Genomic DNA, 24980 nt, shown 5'->3' with positions numbered 1-24980 from the left:
GGGGTGGCCACGAGGAAAACCGGAGCAGCTACGGCCAGCATCAGCCGCCAGGTTGAACTTCTGACGTGACGATACATGGCGTTCCTCTGGACACGGCGAAGCCGAATTCCTGTTTCGCCTCCACTCTTCTCCTGTCCACCCCCTGAGTCAACCGTCACTGATTCAATTGAAGGCACAATCGGAAAGCTGTGCCGGAGGCGGTCGTTCTCGTGTCAGGCCGTGTCCGATCGTTTCGTCAGGAGTTCTCAGTCGCGGGCGGGTTTCCACCTCGGCGCCCCCTACGCCCACCTCGGCGCATCCGCGCCCCACACCCCTGGCGGGCGGGACCAGTTCGTCGCCCCCGCCGGGGACGACACAGGCGGGAGCGCGTGCCGCAGCCTGCCGAGCGGGCTGTCGGTCTCGGCCAGCCACCGTTCCGGGGCGTACGCACCGGGGGACGGACGCGAGGCCGCACCCCCGGGCAGTTCGTGGACCAGGAAGTGGGCCGTTCGGGCCAGCGCCGTCCGGACGAGCCGCGTGCCCCCCTCGTCCTCCTGCTCGGTCAGGGACCTGAGCACCGCCGCCGCGAGCAGATACCCGGTGGCGTGGTCGAGTGCCTGCGCGGGCAGGGCCCCCGGCCGCTCCTCGGAGCCCTCCAGCACGGCGATCCCGCTCGCGGCCTGGACCAGGCTGTCGAAGCCGCGTCGCGCACCCCAGGGGCCGTCGTCGCCCCAGGCCGACAACCGTGCGATCACCAGGCCCGGCCGCGACAGGCCGTACCGCTCCAGCGCGCCCGGCCGGTAGCCGGTGACCAGGACATCGGCCCCGTCCAGCAGTTCGCCCAACGTCCGCCGGTCCGTCCTGCTGTCCAGATCGAGCGTCGCGGACCGCTTGCCGAAACCGGTGTCGGCGTGCTGGTCCGGCAGCTCGGGCAGCCGGGGCGGATCGACGCGCAGCACGTCCGCGCCGAGCAGCGCGAGCGTGCGCGTGGCGACGGGGCCGGCGATCACCCGGGTCAGGTCCAGCACCCGCAGCGGCCCGGACCGCGCCCGGGGCGCCGCGTCGTCCAGCCGCTCCCGGGCGACCAGCGGGCCGCGGGCCGCCGACGCGCCCTGGGGGTGCGCCGACCACTCCTCGGGCGTGCGCAGCGCGACCGCGAGGCCCCCGGCCTCGTACACGGTCTCCTCGACATCGAGGGCCCGGCGCTCGGCGAGCGCCCGTCCGACACCCTCCTCGTCCGTCTTGAGTGCCGCGAGCAACGCCGCCCGGTGATGGGGATAGTTGGCGTGGGTCCGTACCCAGCCGTCGGCCGTGCGCCAGAACCGGGACAGCGGCGCGAACGTCTCCGGAGCCCGCCCGTCGATCAGCAGATGACGCTCGCTGACGAACGCGGTGGCGACCGCCCCGTCGTCCACCCGCAGCGCGGGCACCGCGCCGCCCTCCCGGCGCGCCGCGTGCTCCGCCGCCGCCAGCGAGCACACCGCCACCGATGCGCCGGCCAGTTCCCGCACGGGCAGCCGGGCGGGGAGCAGGCCTTCCGGGCCGCCGTAGGAGACGCGACCGGTCAGCGCGGGATCACCGCCCAGGGCCGCCCACAGGAGCGCCGTCCCGTCCGGAGCAACGTCCGAAGCAGCGTCAGAAGAAGCGTGTGAGGAAGTGTCGGTCATGGCCCGCACTATGGCACCCGTGGCCCATGCGAAGGGCCCGGGCTCACGATCGTGCCCGGGCCCCGCCGTCACACCGCGAAACTACCGGCGGCGCACCGCGTCCAGCGCGTCCGCGAGCCCGGTCCCGTAGAACCCGTTGTCGTTCTTGCTGCCCTCGCACACCGCGTCGATCTTGCCGTCGCCGTTGATGTCGTACGGCTCACCGCACGCCGTGTCGTCGGCCTGCGCGTACAGCAGCGCCTTCACCTCGGCCGCCGAGGCGCGCGGGTGGGTCGACTTGATGAGCGCGGCGACGCCCGCGACGTGCGGCGACGCCATGGACGTGCCGGCCTTGTAGCCGTAGCCGCCGTTCATCACCGTCGACAGGATCAGCCCGCTCGTGGCCGGGGCGTCCGGCTTCTGATAGGCCGTCGAGTCGCCGCCCGGCGCTGAGATGTCGACGATGCCCCGGCCGTAGTTCGAGTACGACGACTTCAGACCCTTGGCGCCCGTCGCGGAGACCGTCACGACACCCGGCAGCATCGTCGGGTAGTCCAGGCACTCGCGCGGGTTGACCGGGCGCGTCACCGGGGTGGTGTCATTGGGGCTGGTCGTGTCGGTGAGCTCGTCCGCCGCCAGGTCCATCCGGTCGTTCCCGGCCGCGGCGACGTTCACCGCGCCCTTGCGCTCCGCGTACCGCGCGGCCCGGGTCACCGACTCGAGCAGCGCCTTCTGGTCGGCGTCGTTCTTGCACGCGAACAGCCACGGGTCGGTGTAGTAGCTGTTGTTGGTGACGTCGACGTCGTGCTCGGCCGCCCAGACGAAGCCGCAGACGACCGCCTCGGTGTAGAAGAAGCCGTCCGGGTTGGACACCTTGATGCCGGACACCTTCACGCCGGGCGCCACACCGGTCACGCCGACACCGTTCTTCGCGGCGGCGATCGTGCCAGCGACGTGCGTCCCGTGGTCGCTCTCGTGCGCGCCGGGCCGCCAGGAGCCGGGAGTGGTGTCCGGCGCGCCGGTCACACAGTTGGCGGACGCGGCGCTGTCGAAGTTCGGCGCGAGATCCGGGTGGGTGTCGTCGACACCCGTGTCGATGACGGCGACCGTGACGTTCTTGCTGCCCAGCGTCTTCTGGTGGGCCTTGTCCGCCTTGATGGCGGGCAGATCCCACTGCAACGGCTCGAACGGGTCCTGCTCGTCCGTCGCCTTCGCCGCCGCCTTCGCCGCCTCGGCCGCGGCGAGGGGCTGCTCCGCGTCGATCGCGGTGTCGGTCTGCGCGGCCAGCGGCTTGGTCCGGGTCGCGCCCGCCGATGTGACGCCCTTGACCGTCCGGATCGTCTTCGCGAAGTCGGGGTTCTGCGAGTGGACGACGATGACGCCGATCTGGTCGTAGGCGATCACCACCGTGCCGCCGGCCTTCACGATCGCCCGCTTCACCGACTTGGCAGTGGAGTGACCGCCATTGGTGTTGACGACGTACGACAGCTTCGGGCCGTCGGCCGCGACGACGGCGGGCACCTCGTCGGCGGGGGCGGCGGTCGCCGCGCCGGCGGGCAGGATTCCGAGCGACGCCGTGAGCGCCAGACCGGCGGGCAGGGCTATTGCGCGCGTCCGGCTGGATCGCAGATGAGCCATGGGGTCTCCACATCATCCGTATCAGCCGCCCAGTCACCTGTTGTGAATGGACGGGTACATGACGAGTGAAGTTATCGCCGATCATCCGGATATATCAACGGCCCCTGGTGGAAAGCCCTGACGAAAAAAGGGCCGAACTGAACCGCTCCGCCCCGCGATCCGTGACGTTGTCAGGGAGCGGAGCGCCATCGCCCCGACCGATGTCCCTGTTGTTCCTGTTGTCCTGTCGTCCCCGTTGTCCGTTCCTGCTTACCGCACCAGCGTCGCGAGGAGATTCCGTGGCTACCGATGCACCGCCGCCGCCCGGCGATACGGTCACCAGTCCCGCCCAGCCCACCACAGAGTCGTTCGTCGAGGTGCAGGAGAGTGCGGAATTCGGCGAACTGCGCCGCACGTACCGCTCCTTCGCCTTCCCCCTGACGATCGCCTTCATCGCCTGGTACCTGCTGTACGTCCTGCTGTCCAACTACGCCGGCGGCTTCATGGGCACCAAGCTGTTCGGCAACATCAACGTCGCCCTCGTGCTCGGGCTCGCCCAGTTCGTCACCACGTTCCTCATCGCCTGGTTCTACTCGCGGCACGCGGCCGAGAAGCTCGACCCCAAGGCGGAAGCCATCAAGTCCCGCATGGAGGCCGACGCATGAGCAGCACCACCCTCCAGCTCCACAGCGCTCAGCTCGCGGCATCCAGTGCCACCACCGAGCACCGGCCGCTGATCATCTCGCTCTTCGCCGCCTTCGTCGTCGCGACGCTGTTCATCACCGTCTGGGCCGGCCGCCAGACCAAGGACGCCGCCGACTTCTACGCGGGCGGCCGTCAGTTCACCGGCTTCCAGAACGGCCTCGCCATCTCCGGCGACTACATGTCCGCCGCCTCCTTCCTCGGTATCGCCGGCGCCATCGCGCTCTTCGGATACGACGGCTTCCTCTACTCCATCGGCTTCCTGGTCGCCTGGCTGGTCGCCCTGCTGCTGGTCGCCGAACCGCTGCGCAACTCCGGCCGGTACACGATGGGCGACGTCCTCGCGTACCGCATGCGCCAGCGCCCCGTCCGTACCGCCGCGGGCACGTCCACCATCGTCGTCTCGATCTTCTACCTGCTCGCCCAGATGGCGGGCGCGGGTGTGCTCGTCTCGCTGCTGCTCGGCATCACCAGCGACACGGGCAAGATCGCGATCGTCGCCCTGGTCGGCCTGCTGATGATCGTCTACGTCACCATCGGCGGCATGAAGGGCACCACCTGGGTGCAGATGGTCAAGGCCGTCCTCCTCATCGCGGGCACGCTGCTGATCACCTTCCTGGTGCTGTGGAAGTTCAACTTCAACGTCTCCGACCTGCTCGGCAAGGCCGCGGAGAACAGCGGCAAGGGCTCGGCGTTCCTGGAGCCCGGCCTGAAGTACGGTCTCACCGGCACCTCCAAGCTGGACTTCATCTCGCTCGGTATCGCGCTGGTGCTCGGCACCGCGGGCCTGCCGCACATCCTGATCCGCTTCTACACCGTGCCGACCGCCCAGGCCGCCCGTAAGTCCGTGATCTGGGCCATCGGCATCATCGGCGGCTTCTACCTGATGACCATCGCGCTGGGCTTCGGCGCGGCCGCGATCGTCGGACCCGACGCGATCAAGGCCTCCAACAAGGCGGGCAACACGGCGGCGCCGCTGCTCGCACTGCACCTCGGCGGCACCGACTCGACGGCTGGGGCGATCCTGCTCGCCGTGATCTCCGCGGTCGCCTTCGCCACCATCCTCGCCGTCGTCGCGGGACTGACCCTGGCATCCTCGTCGTCCTTCGCGCACGACATCTACGCCAACGTCATCCGCAAGGGAAAGGCGACCGAGAAGGAGGAGGTCCGCGCGGCCCGCTGGGCGACGGTCTTCATCGGCATCGTGTCCATCGCGCTCGGCGCGCTCGCCCGCGATCTGAACGTGGCGGGACTCGTCGCGCTCGCCTTCGCGGTCGCGGCCTCCGCCAACCTGCCGACGATCCTCTACAGCCTCTTCTGGAAGAGGTTCACCACCCAGGGCGCCCTCTGGTCGATCTACGGCGGACTGATCTCGTCGGTCGTGCTCGTCCTGTTCTCCCCGGTCGTCTCCGGCAAGCCCACCTCGATGTTCCCGACCGCGGACTTCGCCTGGTTCCCGCTGGAGAACCCCGGCCTGGTGTCCATCCCGCTGGGCTTCCTGCTCGGCTGGGTCGGCTCCCTGTTCTCCAAGGAGGAGCCGGACAAGGGCAAGTACGCCGAGCTGGAGGTCAAGTCCCTCACAGGCGCCGGTGCCCACTGAGAGAGCTCTCTGTCATACGCATGACCGCGGCCGCGTCGTAGAGTCCTACGACGCGGCCGCGCCGCACCTCGTGGCAAATGGCCCATGTGAGTTGTCAGACCTCTCGCGTAGGCTCGATTCATACGAGTTCCTGTACGACTTCCGGATACCGGGGAGGGGGCCCACTGTGCTCATCGACACTTTCGGCCGTGTGGCCACTGACCTGCGGGTTTCGCTCACGGACCGCTGCAATCTGCGGTGTACGTACTGCATGCCCGAAGAGGGTCTGCAGTGGCTGGCCAAGCCCGACCTGCTCAGCGACGACGAGATCGTCCGGCTGGTCCGTATCGCCGTCACCGAGCTGGGGATCACCGAGGTCCGCTTCACCGGCGGCGAGCCGCTGCTGCGGCCCGGCCTCGTCGGCATCGTCGAGCGCTGCGCCGCCCTCGAGCCCCGCCCCAAGATGTCCCTGACGACCAACGGCATCGGCCTCAAGCGCACCGCGTCCGCGCTGAAGGCCGCGGGCCTGGACCGGGTCAACGTCTCGCTGGACACGCTGCGCCCCGATGTCTTCAAGACGCTGACGCGCCGCGACCGCCACCACGATGTGCTGGAGGGCCTGCAGGCCGCCCGCGACGCCGGACTGACCCCGGTCAAGGTCAACACGGTCCTGATGCCCGGGCTCAACGGCGATGAGGCGCCCGACCTGCTCGCCTGGGCGGTGGAGCACGACTACGAGCTCCGGTTCATCGAGCAGATGCCGCTCGACGCCCAGCACGGCTGGAAGCGCAGCGGCATGATCACGGCCGGTGACATCCTCGAATCGCTGCGTACGCGCTTCACGCTCACCGCCGAGGACGACGCCGCACGCGGCTCGGCCCCCGCCGAGCGCTGGCTCGTGGACGGCGGACCCCACCGGGTCGGGGTCATCGCCTCCGTCACCCGCCCCTTCTGCTCCGCCTGCGACCGCACCCGGCTCACCGCCGACGGACAGGTCCGCACCTGCCTGTTCGCCCAGGAGGAGACGGACCTGCGCGGCGCCCTGCGCTCCGACGCGCCGGACGAGGAGATCGCCCGGATATGGAAGGCCGCGATGTGGGGCAAGAAGGCGGGGTCCGGTCTGGACGACCCGTCCTTCCTTCAGCCCGAGCGGCCCATGTCAGCCATCGGCGGCTGAGCCGTCTCCCGACTGCTGCTCCCAGTCGTCGAGCGTCACGACGTCTTTGAGGAAACCGCGCACGCCGAGGAACTGGGACAGGTGCTCGCGGTGTTCCTCACAGGCCAGCCAGGTCTTGCGGCGGTCGGGGGTGTGCAGCTTCGGGTTGTTCCACGCCAGTACCCAGACCGCCGACGCGCGGCAGCCCTTGGCGGAACAGATCGGGGTCTCGTCACTCACCGGATCATTGTCCACGATGGATCATCGTCCACGATCATCGTGCGGGACTGCGCAAACGAAGCCGTGCAAACGAAGCCGTGCAAACGGAGCTGCGCAAACGAAGCTGTGCAAAGGAGACTGCGCAAAAAGGCGACGCCGAGCAGCCACGGGGGGAGCTGCCCGGCGTCGGTCCGTCGCTCCGACGGGGGATGCGGAGCGCCTACGCAGTATGTCACGCGGAACGGGGTGAGGTGCACCAGAACTTCACGATTGATCTGAGCTTTTCTTGAGCTTTGCGGGCCGGTGAAGGTCGGCGCGGGCCCGGGTTGGGGGTTCAGCTCTGATGGGCGGGGCGTTCCGTCTGGTCCTCCGCCCCGGGCCTGCCCACGTCGAGCATCGGCCGCATGGGCGCCGCGACGAACGTCGACGGCAGGGACGGCGCGTTTTCCCGGCCGGCGTTGGCGATCACCACGGCGATGTAGGGCAGCACCACACCCAGCACCAGGGCCACGATCGCCACATGCCGCTCGACATCCCAGAGCACCGCGGCCAGGATCACCGAGAGGGTCCGTACCGACATCGAGATCACATAGCGACGCTGCCTGGCGCGTACGTCATCGGCCAGGCCCTTACGGGCTCCGGTGATCCGGAAGACCTCGTTCGAACTGTGCTTCCGCATGACATTCCACCGCCCGGCCGCCGCGCCGGACTCTCCCGGCCCGGTTCGGTCTCAACGGTACGCCGCGGCTGCGACGCATTCGAGAGCGGGTCCGCCCCCACCTGGGTGGAGGGTGCCCTGCGTACCACGTACGGAGCTGTCCGACATGCGCCGTATGGCGGATAGATCGAGACTGTCCGTAACGGCTCACGTCGATCCGAACCAGGAGGCAGCCATGGGCTGGTTGTGGGCGATCATTGTCGGGTTCGTGCTGGGCCTGCTCGCCAAGGCGATCCTGCCGGGCAAGCAGCACAGCCCCCTCTGGCTCATCACGATCTTCGGCATCATCGGCGCAATCGTCGGCAACTCCCTCGCGGGGGCGTTCGGAATCCAGGAGACCCCGGGCATCGACTGGGGCCGGCACGCCCTGCAGATCGTTGCCGCCCTGGTCGTCGTGGGCCTCGGGGACATGCTCTACATGTCCGTGCGCGGGAAGAAACAGCGCGCCTGACAGGCTCCGGCACAGCTGACAGCGGACAGACAGCGGAGGCCGGGTGGGCATCACGCCCACCCGGCCTCCGCCATACGCACCGGACGGACTCAGCCGCCCGTGACCTCGACCGCGGCCAGGTTCTTCTTCCCCCGGCGCAGCACCAGCCACCTGCCGTGCAGCAGATCCTCGGTGCCGGGCACGGCGTCCTCGGCGGTCACCTTCGCGTTGTTCACGTAGGCACCGCCCTCCTTGATCGTGCGACGGGCGGCCGACTTGCTCGCGACCAGCCCGACCTCCGCGAAGAGGTCGGCCACCGCGGCCGGCTCGGTCACCCGCGCGTGCGGCAGCTCGGAGAGCGCCGCGCTCAGCGTCGCCTCGTCCAGCTCCCCCAGGTCACCCTGGCCGAACAGCGCCTTCGACGCGGCGATGACCGCCGCGCACTGGTCGGCGCCGTGCACCAGCGTCGTCAGCTCCTCGGCCAGCGCACGCTGTGCCGCCCGGGCCTGCGGGCGCTCCTCGGTGACCTTCTCCAGCTCCTCCAGCTCCTCGCGGCTCTTGAAGCTGAGGATGCGCAGGTACGTGGAGATGTCGCGGTCGTCCACGTTCAGCCAGAACTGGTAGAAGGCGTACGGCGTCGTCAGCTCCGGGTCCAGCCAGACGGCCCCGCCCTCGGTCTTGCCGAACTTGGTGCCGTCCGCCTTGACCATCAGCGGCGTCGCGAGCGCGTGCGCGTTCGCGTGCGGCTCCAGGCGGTGGATCAGATCCAGGCCCGCCGTCAGGTTGCCCCACTGGTCGCTGCCGCCGGTCTGCAACGTGCAGCCGTGACGGCGGTACAGCTCCAGGAAGTCCATGCCCTGCAGCAGCTGGTAGCTGAACTCGGTGTAGCTGATGCCCTGGTCGGACTCCAGCCGGCGGGCGACCGAGTCCTTGGTCAGCATCTTGTTGACCCGGAAGTGCTTGCCGATGTCCCGGAGGAACTCGATGGCGGACATGCCGCCCGTCCAGTCCAGGTTGTTGACCATGACCGCGGCGTTCTCGCCCTCGAAGGACAGGAACGGCTCGATCTGCGCACGGACCCGCTCCACCCAGGCCGCGACCGTCTCCGGGTCGTTCAGCGTGCGCTCCGCGGTCGGCTTGGGGTCACCGATCTGACCCGTCGCCCCGCCCACCAGCGCCAGCGGACGGTGCCCCGCCTGCTGAAGCCGGCGCATGGTGAGCGCCTGCACCAGATGTCCCACGTGCAGGCTCGGCGCCGTCGGGTCGAAGCCGCAATAGAACGTCACGGGACCGTCCGCGAGCGCCTTGCGCAAAGCGTCCTCGTCGGTGGACAGGGCGAACAGCCCACGCCACTTCAGCTCGTCGACGATGTCCGTCACGATTCTGGTTCTCCTCGAAACGATGGATCGGCCGGGGAATCGACCGGGGGATCGACAGGGGTATGACCACAGCAGTCTATTGGGCTCATACGCCCTGGCTGACCGAGCTCATGTTGAAGTCCGGGATACGCAGGGCCGGCATCGCCGCCCTGGTGAACCAGTCGCTCCACTCGCGCGGCAGCGTCTTCTCCGTCCGGCCCGCCTCGGCGGCCCGCGACAGCAGATCGACGGGCGACTCGTTGAACCGGAAGTTGTTCACCTCGCCCGTGACCTCGCCGTTCTCGACGAGATACACCCCGTCCCGGGTCAGCCCGGTCAGCAGCAGCGTCGCCGGGTCGACCTCCCGGATGTACCAGAGGCAGGTCAGCAGCAGCCCGCGCTCGGTGGCGGCGACCATCTCCTCCAGCGAACGCTCACCGTCGCTGTCCAGGATCAGATTGCCGATGCCGGGGGCGACCGGCAGCCCGGTCAGACCCGCGCTGTGCCGGGTGGTGACGAGCCGGTCCAGCTTGCCGTCCCGTACCCACTCGGTCGCCGACAGTGGAAGTCCGTTGTCGAAGACGGAGGCGTCGTCGCCGGAGGAGTGCGCGATCACGAACGGCGCGGACTCCAGTCCAGGCTCGTTCGGGTCGCTGCGCAGCGTGAGCGGCAGCTCGGACAGCGTCTCGCCGACCCGGGTGCCGCCGCCGGGCTTGGAGAAGACCGTACGGCCCTCCACGGCGTCCCGGCCCATCGCGGACCACTGCTGGTAGATCAGCAGATCCGCGACCGCCGTGGGCGGCAGCAGCGTCTCGTACCGTCCGGCGTCCAGCGCGATCCGCCGCTCGGCCCAGCCGAGCCGCTGCGCCAGCTCGGCGTCGAGCACGGCCGGGTCGACGTCCTTGAAGTCCCGCGTCGAGCGCCCCGCCCAGGCGGACCGGCTGCGGTCCGGCGACTTGGCGTTGACCTCCAGGGTCCCGGTGGGCTGGTCGTGGCGCAGCCGGATGCCCGTCGACGTACCGAGGTACGTGGAGGTCAGCTCGTGGTTGGCGAACCCGTACAGCTCACGCCCCCCGGCGCGGGCCCTGGCGAACGCCTCGCCGAGTGCCGGCGCGAAGTCCGCGAAGACCGCCGACGACGTCTCGGCGGGCGCGTCCGTGAAGTCCCCGGCCACCGGGACCCCGCTGACCAGCGGCTGCGCGTCCTCGGCGGGTCCCGCGGCCCGCGCGGCGGCCTCCGCCGCCCGCACCAGCGGCTCCAGGTCATCGGCGGTCACGGCCGACCGCGACACCACACCGGACGCGGTGCCCTGCGCCCCGTCCACGGTGGCGACGACGGTGAGGGTGCGGCCGCGGGTGACGCCGTTCGTGGTGAGCGCGTTGCCCGCCCAGCGCAGATTGGCGGACGACTCCTCGTCGGCGATGACCACGCAGCCGTCGGCGGTGGACAGTTCGAGAGCGCGCTCGACGATCTCGTGCGGCTTGCTGACGCGGCTCATCGACCGGCCTCCTGCCTGGTGTTCAAGATGCTGTGTCGTCCCAGGGGTCGCTGCATGCGACTGCGGCTGCGCCGCGGGCCGGACCCCCAGCAGGGGGCGGTGCGGGCACGTCCGGCGTTCATCGACCGGCCTCCTGCGTGGTGTTCAAGATGTTGACGTCGCGGAACAGCGCGGACGGGCACCCGTGCGAGACCGCCGCCACCTGGCCCGGCTGGGCCTTGCCGCAGTTGAAGGCGCCGCCCAGGACGTACGTCTGCGGGCCGCCGACCTTCTCCATCGAGCCCCAGAAGTCCGTCGTCGTCGCCTGGTACGCGACGTCCCGCAGCTGCCCGGCCAGCCGGCCGTTCTCGATCCGGAAGAACCGCTGACCTGTGAACTGGAAGTTGTAGCGCTGCATGTCGATCGACCACGACCGGTCGCCGACCACATAGATCCCGCGCTCCACGCCGCCGATCAGATCCTCCGTCGACAGACCGCCCGGCTCCGGCCGCAGTGACACGTTCGCCATCCGCTGCACCGGGACGTGCCCGGGGGAGTCCGCGAAGGCGCACCCGTTCGACCGGCCGAGCCCCGTCAGCCGCGCGATGCGCCGGTCCAGCTGGTAGCCGACGAGCGTGCCGTCCTTGACCAGGTCCCAGCTCTGCGCCTCGACGCCCTCGTCGTCGTACCCGATCGTGGCGAGACCGTGCTCCGCCGTCCGGTCGCCGGTCACGTTCATCACCGACGCGCCGTACCGGAGCTTGCCCAGCTGGTCGAAGGTCGCGAAGGAGGTGCCCGCGTACGCCGCCTCGTAGCCGAGCGCCCGGTCGAGCTCCGTGGCGTGGCCGATCGACTCGTGGATCGTCAGCCACAGATTGGACGGGTCCACGACCAGGTCGTACCGCCCCGCCTCGACGCTCGGCGCCCGCATCTTCTCGGCGAGCAGCTCCGGGATCCGGTCCAGCTCGGAGTCCCAGTCCCAGCCGGTACCGGTCAGGTACTCCCAGCCGCGCCCCACCGGCGGCGCGATCGTCCGCATCGAGTCGAACTCACCGGTCGTCTCGTCCACGGCGACCGCGGTGAGCTGCGGATGCAGCCGCACCCGCTGCTGGGTCGTGACGGTCCCCGCCGTGTCCGCGTAGAACTTGTTCTCGTGCACCGTGAGCAGCGAGGCGTCCACATGCGCCACGCCCTCCGCTCCGAGCAGCCGTGCGCTCCAGTCGGCCAGCAGCCCGGACTTCTCCTCGTCGGGCACCGTGAAGGGGTCGATCTCGTACGACGAGACCCACGTCCGCTCCGCGTGCACCGGCTCGTCCGCGAGCTCGACCCGCTCGTCGGAGCCGGCGGCCGCGATCACCTTCGCGGACAGCTTGGCCATCGCCACCGCCTGGCCCGCGACCCGGGCGGCCGCGTCCATCGTCAGGTCGACCCCGGACGCGAATCCCCACGCCCCGCCGTGCACGACCCGCACCGCGTAGCCGAGGTCGGTGGTGTCGGAGGAGCCGGCGGGCTTGGCGTCCCGAAGCCGCCACGCCGCGCTGCGCACCCGCTCCAGCCGGAAGTCCGCGTGCTCGGCGCCGAGCGCCCGGGCCCGCGCGAGCGCCGCGTCGGCGAGGGCCCGCAGCGGTAGTGCCGTGAAGGCTTCGTCGATGGAATGAGCCACGAATGTCTCCTGTCGTGTGAGACCGGTCGCCCTGATCATGTCGCGCTTCGGTGGCCGGTGCCTACCGCTTTCGGTCCGCTTCCGTCCGTCTTCTGTAGAGACCCGACAGCGCATCACGGACGCCACTGTCAGGGGTCGATCCCCATCCGCAACGCCGGTACCGATAGGTTTTCGCAGTACAAGCGCAGTAAAGACCGCATGCAGACCGCTATCGAAAGGGTGATCCAGTGAGCCGCTCGGTTCTGGTCACCGGAGGAAACCGGGGCATCGGCCTCGCTATTGCCCGTGCCTTCGCCGAGGCCGGCGACAAGGTCGCGATCACGTACCGGTCCGGCGAGCCGCCGGCGGAGCTCACGGAGCTGGGCTGCCTGCCCGTCCGGTGCGACATCACCGACGCCGAGCAGGTGGAGCAGGCCTACAAGGAGATCGAGGAGAAGCACGGTCCCGTGGAGGTGCTGGTGGCCAACGCCGGCGTCACCAAGGACCAGCTGCTGATGCGGATGTCCGAGGAGGACTTCGTGTCCGTCCTCGACACCAACCTCACGGGCACCTTCCGTGTCGTGAAGCGTGCCAACCGCGGCATGCTGCGCGCCAAGAAGGGCCGCGTCGTGCTCATCTCCTCCGTCGTCGGGCTGCTCGGTTCGGCGGGTCAGGCGAACTACGCCGCCTCGAAGGCCGGCCTGGTCGGTTTCGCCCGCTCCCTCGCCCGTGAACTCGGGTCGCGGAACATCACCTTCAACGTCGTCGCGCCCGGTTTTGTCGACACGGACATGACCAAGGTGCTCACCGACGAGCAGCGCGCGGGCATCGTCTCGCAGGTGCCGCTCGGCCGGTACGCGCAGCCGGAGGAGATCGCCGCCACGGTGAAGTTCCTCGCCTCCGACGACGCCTCGTACATCACTGGAGCCGTCATCCCGGTTGACGGCGGATTGGGCATGGGTCACTGATCATGAGTGGAATCCTCGCCGGCAAGCGCGTTCTCATCACCGGTGTGCTGATGGAGTCCTCCATCGCCTTCCACACCGCGAAGCTGGCCCAGGAGCAGGGTGCCGAGATCATCCTGACGGCCTTTCCCCGGCCCACCCTGACCGAGCGCATCGCCAAGAAGCTGCCCAAGCCCACCAAGGTCATCGAGCTCGACGTCACCAACGACGAGCACCTCGGCCGCCTCGAGCAGGTCGTGCGCGACGAGCTCGGCGGACTGGACGGCGTCGTCCACTCCATCGGCTTCGCTCCCCAGGACGCCCTCGGCGGCAACTTCCTGAACACGCCGTTCGAGTCCGTGTCGACCGCGATGCACGTCTCGGCGTTCTCGCTGAAGTCGCTGACGATGGCCTGCCTGCCGCTGTTCCCGCAGGAGGGCGCCTCGGTGGTCGGTCTGACCTTCGACGCCCAGTTCGCCTGGCCGCAGTACGACTGGATGGGCCCGGCGAAGGCGGCGCTGGAGGCCACCTCCCGCTACCTCGCCCGCGACCTGGGCAAGCAGAACGTCCGCAGCAACCTCATCTCGGCCGGCCCGATCGGCTCGATGGCCGCCAAGTCCATCCCGGGCTTCGGCGAGCTCGCGGACGTGTGGAACCACCGCTCCCCGCTGGAGTGGAACATGGCCGACCCCGACCCGGCCGGCCGCGGTGTGGTCGCGCTGCTCTCGGACTGGTTCCCGAAGACCACCGGCGAGATCATCCACGTCGACGGCGGCGTGCACATGATGGGCGCGTAACGACGCGTAACGACGCGTAAGCGTCACCCGAACATCAGCGATGCCCCGGTCACCCGCAGTACGCGGGGGCCGGGGCATCGCCCGTTCGGGTCAACGGAACGGGCGGGCGGACCCATGTTCGGGTGAGAGTGGAGGTGCGTTCCCTCCCTGTGGTGCAGCCGCGGCGGTCGCCGCAGTACGGCCGAGGAGGTCCTTCTTGTGCGTACGATCCGGCGTTCCGTGCCCGTGCTGGGGCTGCTGGCGGCACTGGCGACCCTGGTCTGGCCGGTGCCCGGAGCCGTCTCCGCGCCCCACCGGGAGCCCGCGCCGCGGCCCTTCGGGGCCGACTGCGACGTCGTCGTCGAAGGGTCCCGTGCGACGGCGAACTGCCACAACTCCTATCTCGACACCGACCGTGTCCAGCTGCACGTCGAATGCGTCCGGTGGTGGGACGTCGACGCGGACAGCGGACCGGTCGATGTCGCCCCCACCGCCTACGCCACCCTCACCGAGCGCTGCTGGAAGGAGATCAGCTCCGCCTGGGTGAGCCACGCCCGCGTCTCCTGACGGTCCACGTCTCCTGACTCGGTCTTTCCTGTCGGTGTTCTCCGACGGTCAGTCCGTGTTCCGCAGGCACATGTAGGGGTAGCTCGCCGCCTCCGACGCCGCGGTGTCCCCGTCGCCGGCACGGATCGCCTCGACCAGCCGCGCGTGGTCCATGTGGTTCTCCGGGCGCAGGTCGTGCCCGACGTCGTCGCGCAGCCAGTCACGCAGGAGATCGCCCAGGTCGGCGTAGAGCCCGGTCAGTACGTCGTTGTGGGACGCGGCGACCACGGCCAGGTGGAGGGTCGCGTCGGCCGCGACGAACCGTTCGGCGTCACCCGTCTCCCATGCCTCCTCGCGGCGCGCGAGCAGCGTGTCCAGCTGCTTCAGGTCGCGCTCCGTGCGATGCTCGGCGGCCAGCCGGGCGGCGGACGATTCGAGGGTGGAGCGCACCTCGGCGATGTGGCGCGGATCGGCGTCGGCGAACCTGCGGTGCATGACTCCGGCCAGCTCGCTCGTCGCGACGACGTAGGTGCCCGAGCCCTGGCGGATGTCCAGTAGACCGTTGTGCGCGAGCGCGCGTACGGCCTCACGGACGGTGTTACGGGCCACGCCCAGCTGCTCGACCAGCTCCGGCTCGGTCGGGATGCGTGAGCCGACCGGCCACTCGCCCGAGGTGATCTGGTTGCGCAGCTCGGCGATCACCTGGTCCGAGAGTCCGGACCGTCGGGGAGAGGTCAGCGCCATGGTGCTCCTTCACACAAGACACGTACAAGATTGGACAACCAATCATCCCATGATTCTATGATGGCGCCATGTCGGACGAGACCCAGACCCTGAACCCTGCCGCCGCGGCAGCCCGTACACCCACTGATTCCGCCGCTCCCTCCACCGCCCCGAAGCCCTCGATCTGGCTCACCCGGGTGGTGATCGTCGGTCTCGTCCTCGCCGCGCTCAACCTGCGCCCCGCCATCACCAGCCTCGGCGCCCTCCTCGAAGAGGTGCAGAACGGGCTGCACATGAGCGGCACCGTGGCCGGGGTCCTCACCTCCGTACCACCGCTCTGCTTCGCCGTCTTCGGCATCACGGCGCCCCGGCTCGCCCGCCGCTTCGGCCCCGCCGCCATCGTCTGCGCCGGTATGGCGGCCGTCGCCGCGGGTCTGCTGATACGCCCCCTCATGAGCGGAACCGCCGGATTCCTGGCCGCCAGCGCGCTCGCCCTGATGGGCATCGCCGTCAGCAACGTGCTCATGCCGGTGATCGTCAAGCGGTACTTCCCCGACCGCATCGGCAGCGCCACCGGGCTCTACTCCATGGCGCTCTCCCTCGGCACCGCGGTCGCCGCGGCCGCGACCGTACCCATGACCGAGGCGCTGGGCGGCAGTTGGCGCACCGGCCTCGCCGTCTGGGCCGTGCTCGCCGCCGTCGCCGTACTGCCGTGGATCCCGCTCGTACGCGACCGGGACGCGGCCACCTCCGAGGCCCGGTCGGCGGCCCCGGCCGCCCCCGCCGCCACGAACGCGACCGGACCGGCACCGGCCCTGCGGCTCACCCGGAGCCGCACCGCCTGGGCCCTCGCCTGCTTCTTCGGCCTCCAGGCCACCGGCGCGTACATCACCATGGGCTGGATGCCGCAGATCTTCCGCGACGCCGGAGTCCCGGCGGGCACGGCGGGCGTCCTGCTGGCCGTCACCATGGTCATGGGCGTACCGCTCGCCTTCGTGATCCCCCGGATGGCCACCCGGCTGAAGACGCAGGGCCCGATCGTCCTCGCCCTCGGCCTGTGCGGGCTGACCGGCTACCTGGGTCTCTACTTCGCGCCCGCCGCCGGCGCCTGGGCCTGGGCGCTGCTGCTGGGCGTCTCCAACTGTTCCTTCCCGCTCGCGCTGACGATGATCGGCATGCGGTCCAGGACCGGTTCGGGCGTCGCACGGCTCTCCGCCTTCGCCCAGAGCACCGGGTATCTGATCTCCATCCCCGGACCGCTGCTCATCGGTGTGCTCTACCAGCACAGCGGTGGCTGGGACCTGCCGCTGGCACTGATGGCCGGGCTGCTGGTGCCGCAGATCGTCGTCGGCAGCCTGGCGGGGCGGGACCGGACGATCGAGGACGAAGCCGGGATGCGAGACTGAGCCCATGCCTGTGCTCGACCCGAACCCCCCGAACGGCCAGAAGAAGCTCCTGCTCGTCTTCGGCGCCATGATCGCCATCACGGTGGTCATCGGCATCGTCGCCTCGATCGCCTCACCGTGAGAACGCGTCACCGGGAGCACCGTGAGAGCGCCTCACGTTGAGTACGCCTTCCCTCTGACAACGGACGAGTTCCCTCTGACGACGGACGAGGGTGGGGCCCGCACCCCCATCCCCTAGGGGGTGAGCGTCAGGGTGAAGTGGGTGGGTCACCGGATGGGCGACCGGGCCCATGATCCGTACGTTTGAAGCAGCTCAGCAGTCCTGCTCAGCCGCGCACCTTCAGACACACGGAGGCGGCCATGCCGGCCCGTACCCACGCCCGGTCCCACACCCCGTCGCGCGCCCGGTCCCACGCTCGTTCCCGCGTCCTGGCCGCGGGCGGCGCCGACATACGGCTGCGGTGGTGGGGCGTCGCCCTGCCGGTGATCGCCTTCATCCTGCTGCTGGTGCTGATGACCGGGTCGGGCGAGGCGCACGCCGCCGTGGCGGACCCGTCGCTGAGCGCCCTTCTCGAGCGGATACGGCAGATCCTGACCGGCTCGTGACCCGGCCTCCGCGCCCTGTCACCCTTCGCGGGAGAGCACGTCAACAACCCGCGCCCACTGGCTGATTTCATGCGAAGCTGAGGAGCATGAGCGTCGACGTACCCGCCCGAAGGATCGCCCTGCTCCGCCATGCGAAGGCCGACTGGGCCCAGGAGTCCGATCATGAGCGGCCCCTCGCCGAGCGAGGCCGCGCGGACGCCCCCGTGGCCGGCCGCAAGCTCGCCGATACCGGTATCGGCTTCGACCTGGCCCTGTGCTCCACGGCGCTACGGACCCGCGAGACCTGGAAGCTCGCCGTCCACGAGCTGCCGCAGCGCCCGCGGACGGTGTACGAGGAGCGGATGTACGAGGCCTCGCTCGGCGACCTTCTGGCCCTGCTCAACGAAACCCCGGACGATGTCGACGACCTGCTCCTGATCGGCCACAACCCCGGGATGCACGCCCTCGCCGACGCCCTCGCGGGTGAGGCGGAGGGCGACACACTGGCCCGGATGAACCGGAGCGGCTTCCCCACGGCCGCCTTCGCCGTCATCGGTTTCTCGGGCTCCTGGAAGTCCGTCGAGCACGGCGTGGGCAGGCTCCTCGACTACTGGGCCCCGCACGCGTAACGGGCCCCCGCCGCCTATGGATCGGCCCCGGCGCGCGAGCCGCGCACCGGGGCCTGATCTGATGCGTATCAGCGGTCGGTCCAGTCAGTCCTCGTGGACATCCGCCGCCTCGACCTCTTCCCGGGTGATCCCGAGCAGATACAGCACGGTGTCCAGGAACGGCACGTTGACCGCCGTGTCCGCGGCCTTCCGCACGACCGGCTTGGCATTGAATGCCACCCCGAGCCCGGCGGCGTTCAGCATGTCCAGGTCGTTGGCGCCATCGCCGATCGCGACCGTCTGCGCCAGTGGTACGCCCGCCTCGGCGGCGAACCGGCGCAGCAGCCGTGCCTTGCCCGCCCGGTCCACGACCTCGCCGATGACCCGGCCGGTCAGCTTCCCGTCCACGATCTCCAGCGTGTTGGCGGAGGCGAAGTCGAGAGCGAGACGCTCCTTCAGATCGTCCGTGACCTGGGTGAACCCGCCCGACACGACGCCGACTTGGTAGCCGAGCCGCTTGAGGGTACGGATCAGGGTGCGGGCACCCGGAGTGAGCCGCACCTCCGTGCGCACCTTGTCCACCACCGACGCGTCGAGCCCCTCCAGCAGCGCCACGCGCGCGTGCAGCGACTGCTCGAAGTCGAGCTCCCCGCGCATCGCGGCCTCGGTCACCGCGGCGACCTGGTCCTCGCAGCCGGCGTGCGCGGCGAACAGCTCGATGACCTCGTCCTGGATCAGCGTGGAGTCCACATCCATGACGACCAGCCGCTGCGCCCTGCGGTGCAGCCCGGCCGACACGACCGCGACATCCACCCCGATCTCATGGGACTCGATCGCCAGCGCCGTACGCAGCGGCTCGGTCGGGCAACCGGACACCGCGAACTCCACGGCCGTCACCGGATACTTCGCCAACCGGAAAATACGGTCGATATTTCCGCCGGTCCCGGTGATCGTGGCCGCTATGGCCGCCGTGGCCTCCGCGGTCAGGGGGTGCCCGAGCACCGTGACGTGGGAACGGCCGCTACCGCGCGGCCGGTTGTCGCCGGTGCCGGAGATGATCTCGGCCTGGAGCCTCAGCGACTCGGCCCAGCTGTGCACGGTGGCCCGCAGCTCGCCCTCGGTCCCGGGAGACGGCTCGGTGACGAGGGCGCACAGGACGATGCGGCCACGCGTGACCACCTGCTCGATGTCGACCACGTCGAGTGAGTAGGCGGCGAGGGTGTCGAAAAGCCCGGCGGTGATCCCGGGACGGTCCTTCCCGAAGATCTTGACGAGCAGGGTGGGGACGTCAGACGTCTGTGGGGGCTGCGATGCGCTCATGGTACTTCCACGGTATCGGGCACCGAGTGCCAGGCGCGCCCGCGTCCCGCGTTACGGACAGCCCCGTGGGCGGGCAGGCCATTCGCCGGGGCCCCACCCGGCCCACCGGCCCGCACCCGCCGTACGTCCTCAGCCGGGCGGCCGGTCCTGCGGGTCGCCCGGGGGCGGCCGAAGATGCGGGGGCAGCCGCAGATACGGATTCGTGTCCGGGTTCGGCGGCCGGTACGGCACCGACGGACTGTACGGCCCGACGAACGCCACGGGCGCCTCCCGCCCGACAGTGCGCACCGCCCCCATCGCGAGCGCGACCACCGCCCCCGCCCCCCCGGCGCTCGCCCCCCACACCGCCCCCAGCGGCACCGCCACCCCCAGATCCCCCCGCAGCTCGACCCCGGCCCCGAACGCGTCGACGCCGAGCACCGACAGCGACGCGTCCGCCGACACCTCCGCCAGCGCCACCAGCAGCGGCAGCGCGAGCGCCGTGACCACCCCCAGCGACAGCGCGCACCGCCCGGCGAACCCCGCCGCCCCGACGCCCGCCGCCCGAGACGTCCGTACCGCGGCCAGCACACCGGCCGCCAGCATCATCAGCGCGCAGGCCACGGCCAGCAGCCACACCCGCTCGTCCAGCTCCGCGAGCCGCCCCACCGTCACCGGCTCGCCCGCCGACACCCGCAGCAGCTCGTCGAGCGGATCCGGCAGCACCCGCGCCAGCGCACCGGTCGCCCTGCCCTCCCACGGCACGAAGAGCCCGAGCGGGATGCCCAGCCACACCCCGTTGGGCGTCCCCAGGAGCGCGGCGCCGCCGATCCGCTCCGGATGCTCGTCGCCGACCGCCGCGTACGCCGCCGCCGCGCCGCCCGCCGCCACCGCGACCAGCACCATGGTCACCAGCGCGGACGCGGCGGGCCGTACCACCCGGCCCGCCGCGTCCCACCCCGGCGGCAGCGGCGTACGGCGCGACGCGAGCAACGCCACGAGCAGCACCGCGAGGACCCAGAACAGCGCGCCCGCCAAGGAATCGGCGGTGTCCACGGTGAACCCGACGGACGCCTTCGCCTCCACCAGGTCCCCGATCCGGTCGGGCAGCAGCCCCCCGACGTCCCAGCCGTCGCCGATGTCCCCCAGCCCGGGAATCCCGACCCCGCCCCCACCGCCGTCCGGCAGCCCCGGCAGCTCATCGAGCCCCAGCGCACGCCCGTCGATGGTGATGACGTCGTGCCCCGCCCACGCCAGCCCGCCGACCGCGCCGAGGAACAGCGCCACCAACGCGGCCGCCCGCGCCGCCAGTTCCGTACCCGACACCCACGCGCCCGCCCCGCGCAGCGACCGCAGGAAGAAAGAGGAGAGCAGCAGCGCTCCGACAAGGCTCACCCCGAGTGGCGTGATATCGACGGCCGTACGCGCCGCGGCGCCCTCCAGGCCGAACACGGACACATCGCCCGAGGGCGTGACGGATCCCCCCACCGCGAGCACGGTCACCGCCGCCGTCATCGGGCCGAGCGAGCCGCTCGAATCGGCGCCGAGCAAGTGCAGTCCGAGCGCGGCGGTGCCCGCCATCCCGGCCATCGCCCAGCTCACCGCCGCGATGGAGGCGAGGATCACATCGCCCCATGGAATCCCGCTCCTCGGGGCCCAGTCGTCGTGCGCCACCATCAGGACCCCCCGATACGTACGGACTTGTCCCCTTCGTTCATGATCCGTGCGCACTCATGCGCGCATACCACTCTCCGGGCGTGTTTCTCCGCCGTCAACGGCGCACCGGGGCAAGCCTGAACGCCCTCTTCACAAGGCCCGACTTTCGGATGCGGGACCGGGCCTGAAATAGTTCCCCACGATGTTCACCATCCCTAGACTCCCTGCGACGGGGGTAACTCGGGGGACAACTAGTGGGGCATGGAGTGCCGGAACTCGTACTGGAATTGAATGGAAGGACCTGGACTCTCGATGCGTCCAGGTCGTACACCCTCGGCCGCGATCCGCAGGGTGACCTGGTGATCGACGACGCCAGGGTCTCGTGGCGGCACGCCACGATCAGCTGGGGCGGCCGGAGTTGGGTCATCGAAGACCACGGCAGCACCAACGGCACCTATGTGCAGGGCCAGCGCATCCATCAGATGGAGATCGGCCCGGGATCCGCCGTGCACCTCGGCAACGCGACCGACGGTCCGAGACTGAACCTGTCCGGCGCCGCGGCCGGCGCGTACAGCGCCCAGGCCGCCGCGCAGCAGGCGGCGCAGCACGCCCCGCAGGCCCACCAGGCCGCCGCCCAGGCCCCGCAGGCCCCGGCCCAGCAGCCGCCGCCGCAGCAGCAGTGGCAGCAGCAGGCCCCGCAGGCCCACCAGGCCGCCGCCCAGGTGCCGCAGGCCCAGGTCCCGCAGCAGCAGTGGCAGCAGCAGGCCCCGGCGCACCAGGCGCCGGCCGCGCACATCCCGCACCAGCAGGCCCCGGGCGGGGGCGGCGGCCCCGCGGGTGCCCCGCCGGTCCACGGCGACCGCAGCCCGACCACGTTCCACCAGTTCGCCCTCGGCCGCGTGATGCGGATCGGCCGTGCGCTGGAGAACGAGCTGGTCGTCTCCGACCTCCAGGTCTCGCGCCACCACGCCGAGTTCCACGTCACCCCCGACGGCCGCTTCGAGATCCGCGACCTCGGCTCCCACAACGGCACGTACGTCAACGGCCAGCCGCTCGCCAAGTCCGGCTCCGCGCTCCTCGGCCCGAACGACATCGTCGGTGTCGGTCACTCGACCTTCCGGCTCGTCGGTGACCGCCTCGAGGAGTTCGTCGACACCGGTGAGGTCTCCTTCTCCGCCCGCCACCTCACGGTGACGGTCGACGGCGGCAAGCAGATCCTCAAGGACGTCTCCTTCGGCGTCCCGGAGAAGTCGCTCGTCGCGGTCATCGGCCCGTCCGGCTCCGGAAAGTCGACCCTGCTCAAGGCGCTCACGGGCTACCGCCCGGCCAACCAGGGTGACGTCCTCTACGACAACCGGAACCTGTACAAGCAGTTCGCCGAGCTGCGCCAGCGCATCGGTCTGGTCCCGCAGGACGACATCCTGCACAAGGAGCTGACCGTCCGCACGGCCCTGAAGTACGCGGCCAAGCTCCGCTTCCCCGGCGACACCGCCGAGGCCGAGCGTGCGGCCCGTATCGACGAGGTGCTGCGCGAGCTGAAGCTCGACATCCACAAGGACAAGAAGATCACCTCGCTCTCGGGTGGTCAGCGCAAGCGCGTGTCCGTGGCCCTGGAGCTGCTCACCAAGCCGTCGCTGATCTTCCTGGACGAGCCGACCTCGGGTCTCGACCCGGGCATGGACCGCGACGTCATGCAGCTGCTGCGCGGCCTCGCCGACGACGGCCGCACGGTCCTGGTGGTCACCCACTCCGTCGCCGAGCTGGCCCTCTGCGACAAGCTGCTGGTCATGGCGCCCGGCGGCTCGGTGGCGTACTTCGGCCCGCCGGAGGAGGCGCTCAACTTCTTCGGCTACGAGACCTGGGCCGACGTCTTCTCCGCCTTCGAGAACTACCGCGACTACGACTGGGCGGGCCGCTGGAAGGGCTCGCAGCACTACCAGATGTACGCCGCGGACCTCGACGCCGTCGCCCCGCAGTCCGTCCACATGCCGCCCGCGCAGCAGATGCGGCCGCCGAAGCCGCAGGGCTGGGGCTCGCAGCTGCTCACGCTGATCCGCCGTTACCTCGCGGTCATCGCGTCGGACAAGGGCTTCATGGCGCTGACCGTCCTGCTCCCCGCGGTGCTCGGTACGGTCGCCACCCTGATCCCGGCCCCGCACGGCCTCGGCTTCGGCCCGACCGCCGCGCGCACCAACGGCGACGGCGCCACCGTGCTGCTGATCACCGCAGTGGGTGCCTGCTTCGCCGGAGCGGCCAACTCCGTACGAGAACTGATCAAGGAACGGGTCATCTACGAACGGGAGCGGGCGACCGGCCTGTCCCGTTCGGCGTATCTGATGTCCAAGGTGATCGTCCTCGGTCTGGTCACGGTCCTGCAGGGCGCGATCATCGGCGGCATCGGCTTCGGCTTCAACAAGGCTCCCGAGGAGGGTCTGCTCCTCGGCGACTCCACCCGGATCGAGCTCACCCTGCCGATCATGGCGCTCGGCTTCACCTCGATGATGTTCGGCCTGATCATCTCCGCGCTGGTGAAGACCGCCGAGAAGACCATGCCGCTGCTGGTGATGTTCGCGATCGTCCAGGTCGTCTTCACCGGCTGCCTCTTCACGCTGCACGGCTCCGCCGGTGTCGACCAGCTGTCCTGGCTGATGCCGTCCCGCTGGGCGGTCGCCGCGGCCGGCACCACGGCCTCGCTGAACATCCTCTTCCCGAACCGGGACGACCCGACCGACACCGACCCGCTGTGGGACCACGAGCTCAGCCAGTGGTTCATCGACATGGGCGTGCTGATCGGCCTCGGCGTGATCTGCGGTGTCATCGTGGCGCGCCTGCTGCGCCGCCACGAGCCCGAGGTCATGCGCAAGTAGTCGGCCGGTACGGCACGGCTGTACGTCACGTCTGTACGACGCCGAAGGGCGGCACCCCGCACGGGGTGCCGCCCTTCGGCGTCGTGGACAGCGTCCCGTCAGTAGGCGCTGTTCACGTTGTCCATGGAGCCGTAGCGGTCGGCCGCGTAGTTGCAGGCGGCGACGATGTTGGCGACCGGGTCGTACTGGTCCCAGGAGGTGCCGGGGATGTGGTACGCGTCGAAGGTCGGCTTGATGACCTGGAGCAGGCCCTTCGACGGGATGCCGTTGATGGCGTTGATGTCCCAGTTGTTGATCGCACGCGGGTTACCGGAGGACTCGCGCATGATGTTCTTGTGGATGCCCTGGTAGGTGCCCGGGATGTTGTGCTTCTTCATGATGTCCAGGGCCTCGCGGATCCAGCCGTCCAGGTTGTTCGCGTAGACGGGCTTACGGGCGGCGGCGCGGCTCGCCTTCTGCTCGGCGGCGCGCTTCTTCGCGGCGGCCTCGGCCTTGGCGGCGGCAGCGGCGTCGGCCTTGGCCTTCGCGACAGCGGCGGCCTTCGCCTTGGCGGCAGCGGCGGTCCTGGCCTGCTGGTCGACGAAGGACGACTGGTTGGCGATGCTCGCCTGGAGGGCGGCGGCCTTGGCCGTGTCGACGCCGGTGGACCAGGCGACGGGGGCGGCGGTGACGGCCTGCGTCCCGGTGCCGGCGGAGGCGTTGCCCGGGACGAGCGAGAACGCGAGGGCGGTGGCGCCGACGGCGGCCACACCAGCGATCGAGAACTTGTTGGTCTTGGACATACGGCGGGTGCCGGGGGTTCGGGACGCGGACATGCGAGACGTACCTCTTCGAATAGCGGGAGTCGCGGAGGCCGGGAGGCGCAGCGCCTGCTCGGCGGCGACGGACGCAATTCTTAGCGGTCGCAAAATCCTGTGGCAAAGGTGTGACGTACGATCCGGGATAGTGGAACGGGGAGCCGCAAAAACGGACAAGTCAGTCGCTCTGTGCCGCTCACGTGTCCTTTATGTATCCACTAGCACGCTTCGTAAGTGACGTAGGTCCTAT

The 24980-nt window shown here is 70.3% G+C and carries 23 protein-coding genes; 12 read left to right on the top strand and 11 right to left on the bottom strand.

Annotated elements, in window-relative coordinates; all coding sequences use genetic code 11:
- Window positions 1-278: 278 nt before the first annotated feature.
- Complete coding sequence (locus tag ABT342_RS22000) at window positions 279-1646, bottom strand: CoA transferase (RefSeq protein WP_351576336.1); 1368 nt, start codon at window positions 1644-1646, stop codon at window positions 279-281.
- Window positions 1647-1727: 81 nt separating this feature from the next.
- A complete protein-coding gene (locus ABT342_RS21995) occupies window positions 1728-3263 on the bottom strand; it encodes a S8 family peptidase (protein WP_351576333.1) in 1536 nt (511 codons plus the stop codon).
- A 278-nt stretch (window positions 3264-3541) separates the two neighbouring features.
- On the opposite strand from ABT342_RS21995, the gene ABT342_RS21990 reads away from it, so the two are divergent.
- The 3 genes from ABT342_RS21990 (at window position 3542) to moaA (ending at window position 6700) form a co-directional block, all read left to right on the top strand.
- Window positions 3542-3907: a DUF485 domain-containing protein gene (locus ABT342_RS21990; RefSeq protein ID WP_351576330.1), complete on the top strand. Its 366-nt coding sequence runs from the start codon at window positions 3542-3544 to the stop codon at window positions 3905-3907.
- Entirely contained in the window at window positions 3904-5544 is a 1641-nt protein-coding gene (locus ABT342_RS21985) for a monocarboxylic acid transporter (RefSeq protein WP_351576327.1), read from the top strand. Before ABT342_RS21990 ends, ABT342_RS21985 begins: the two co-directional genes overlap by 4 nt.
- A gap of 166 nt (window positions 5545-5710) precedes the next feature.
- A complete protein-coding gene (moaA, locus tag ABT342_RS21980) occupies window positions 5711-6700 on the top strand; it encodes a GTP 3',8-cyclase MoaA (RefSeq protein WP_351576324.1) in 990 nt (329 codons plus the stop codon).
- Here the strand turns inward: moaA and ABT342_RS21975 are convergent.
- Together ABT342_RS21975 and ABT342_RS21970 are read right to left on the bottom strand one after the other, a co-directional pair.
- Window positions 6683-6919, bottom strand: coding sequence for a hypothetical protein (locus ABT342_RS21975; protein WP_351576321.1), 237 nt, complete (start codon window positions 6917-6919; stop codon window positions 6683-6685). The two genes, moaA and ABT342_RS21975, sit on opposite strands and share 18 nt — an antisense overlap.
- 313 nt (window positions 6920-7232) lie before the next feature.
- Window positions 7233-7577, bottom strand: coding sequence for a DUF3099 domain-containing protein (locus ABT342_RS21970; protein ID WP_351576319.1), 345 nt, complete (start codon window positions 7575-7577; stop codon window positions 7233-7235).
- A gap of 214 nt (window positions 7578-7791) precedes the next feature.
- On the opposite strand from ABT342_RS21970, the gene ABT342_RS21965 reads away from it, so the two are divergent.
- Window positions 7792-8067 carry a GlsB/YeaQ/YmgE family stress response membrane protein gene (locus ABT342_RS21965; RefSeq protein WP_351576316.1) on the top strand — a complete coding sequence of 92 codons (276 nt, stop codon included), beginning with the start codon at window positions 7792-7794 and terminating at the stop codon, window positions 8065-8067.
- A gap of 89 nt (window positions 8068-8156) precedes the next feature.
- On the opposite strand, the gene tyrS is transcribed toward ABT342_RS21965, so the two are convergent.
- From tyrS to ABT342_RS21950, 3 genes are all read right to left on the bottom strand, one after another.
- Window positions 8157-9425, bottom strand: a complete 1269-nt coding sequence (gene tyrS, locus ABT342_RS21960) for a tyrosine--tRNA ligase (RefSeq protein ID WP_351576314.1) — start codon at window positions 9423-9425, stop codon at window positions 8157-8159.
- An 85-nt stretch (window positions 9426-9510) separates the two neighbouring features.
- Window positions 9511-10902, bottom strand: coding sequence for a metallopeptidase TldD-related protein (locus ABT342_RS21955; RefSeq protein WP_351576311.1), 1392 nt, complete (start codon window positions 10900-10902; stop codon window positions 9511-9513).
- Between the two features lie 118 nt (window positions 10903-11020).
- The gene (locus ABT342_RS21950) at window positions 11021-12583 is read right to left on the bottom strand and encodes a TldD/PmbA family protein (protein ID WP_502965587.1); all 1563 of its coding nucleotides are present in this window, start codon (window positions 12581-12583) and stop codon (window positions 11021-11023) included.
- A gap of 188 nt (window positions 12584-12771) precedes the next feature.
- Between ABT342_RS21950 and fabG the strand changes: the two genes are divergently transcribed.
- The 3 genes from fabG to ABT342_RS21935 all read left to right on the top strand — a co-directional run bounded on the left by fabG (window position 12772) and on the right by ABT342_RS21935 (window position 14810).
- Complete coding sequence (gene fabG / locus ABT342_RS21945) at window positions 12772-13491, top strand: 3-oxoacyl-[acyl-carrier-protein] reductase (protein WP_351576305.1); 720 nt, start codon at window positions 12772-12774, stop codon at window positions 13489-13491.
- A gap of 2 nt (window positions 13492-13493) precedes the next feature.
- Window positions 13494-14264, top strand: a complete 771-nt coding sequence (gene fabI / locus ABT342_RS21940; RefSeq protein WP_351576302.1) for an enoyl-ACP reductase FabI — start codon at window positions 13494-13496, stop codon at window positions 14262-14264.
- 198 nt (window positions 14265-14462) lie between these two features.
- On the top strand, window positions 14463-14810 hold the full coding sequence (locus ABT342_RS21935; RefSeq protein ID WP_351576299.1) for a hypothetical protein: 348 nt from the start codon (window positions 14463-14465) through the stop codon (window positions 14808-14810).
- 48 nt (window positions 14811-14858) lie between these two features.
- On the opposite strand, the gene ABT342_RS21930 is transcribed toward ABT342_RS21935, so the two are convergent.
- Entirely contained in the window at window positions 14859-15533 is a 675-nt protein-coding gene (locus tag ABT342_RS21930; protein ID WP_351576296.1) for a FadR/GntR family transcriptional regulator, read from the bottom strand.
- A 68-nt stretch (window positions 15534-15601) separates the two neighbouring features.
- Here ABT342_RS21930 and ABT342_RS21925 point away from each other — a divergent pair, with 68 nt between their 5' ends.
- From ABT342_RS21925 to ABT342_RS21910, 4 genes are all read left to right on the top strand, one after another.
- A complete protein-coding gene (locus ABT342_RS21925; protein ID WP_351576294.1) occupies window positions 15602-16918 on the top strand; it encodes a CynX/NimT family MFS transporter in 1317 nt (438 codons plus the stop codon).
- 4 nt (window positions 16919-16922) lie between these two features.
- On the top strand, window positions 16923-17039 hold the full coding sequence (locus ABT342_RS21920) for an SGM_5486 family transporter-associated protein (protein ID WP_351576292.1): 117 nt from the start codon (window positions 16923-16925) through the stop codon (window positions 17037-17039).
- Between the two features lie 239 nt (window positions 17040-17278).
- Window positions 17279-17524 carry a hypothetical protein gene (locus ABT342_RS21915; protein WP_351576290.1) on the top strand — a complete coding sequence of 82 codons (246 nt, stop codon included), beginning with the start codon at window positions 17279-17281 and terminating at the stop codon, window positions 17522-17524.
- An 86-nt stretch (window positions 17525-17610) separates the two neighbouring features.
- A complete protein-coding gene (locus tag ABT342_RS21910) occupies window positions 17611-18132 on the top strand; it encodes a SixA phosphatase family protein (RefSeq protein ID WP_351576287.1) in 522 nt (173 codons plus the stop codon).
- An 84-nt stretch (window positions 18133-18216) separates the two neighbouring features.
- Here the strand turns inward: ABT342_RS21910 and serB are convergent, their stop codons facing one another.
- The gene (serB, locus tag ABT342_RS21905; RefSeq protein ID WP_351576284.1) at window positions 18217-19431 is read right to left on the bottom strand and encodes a phosphoserine phosphatase SerB; all 1215 of its coding nucleotides are present in this window, start codon (window positions 19429-19431) and stop codon (window positions 18217-18219) included.
- Between the two features lie 129 nt (window positions 19432-19560).
- Window positions 19561-21087 (bottom strand): streptophobe family protein, encoded by a 1527-nt coding sequence (locus ABT342_RS21900; protein WP_351576281.1) that lies wholly within the window; start codon window positions 21085-21087, stop codon window positions 19561-19563.
- A 245-nt stretch (window positions 21088-21332) separates the two neighbouring features.
- Between ABT342_RS21900 and ABT342_RS21895 the strand changes: the two genes are divergently transcribed.
- Window positions 21333-23933: an FHA domain-containing protein gene (locus ABT342_RS21895; protein WP_351576278.1), complete on the top strand. Its 2601-nt coding sequence runs from the start codon at window positions 21333-21335 to the stop codon at window positions 23931-23933.
- Window positions 23934-24031: 98 nt separating this feature from the next.
- On the opposite strand, the gene ABT342_RS21890 is transcribed toward ABT342_RS21895, so the two are convergent.
- Window positions 24032-24748 carry a transglycosylase SLT domain-containing protein gene (locus tag ABT342_RS21890; protein ID WP_351576275.1) on the bottom strand — a complete coding sequence of 239 codons (717 nt, stop codon included), beginning with the start codon at window positions 24746-24748 and terminating at the stop codon, window positions 24032-24034.
- Window positions 24749-24980 lie beyond the last annotated feature (232 nt).

This window comes from Streptomyces sp. NPDC000410 (assembly GCF_040300305.1).
In the GTDB taxonomy this organism is placed as follows: domain Bacteria; phylum Actinomycetota; class Actinomycetes; order Streptomycetales; family Streptomycetaceae; genus Streptomyces.
This window is presented reverse-complemented; position numbering and strand designations above follow the sequence as displayed.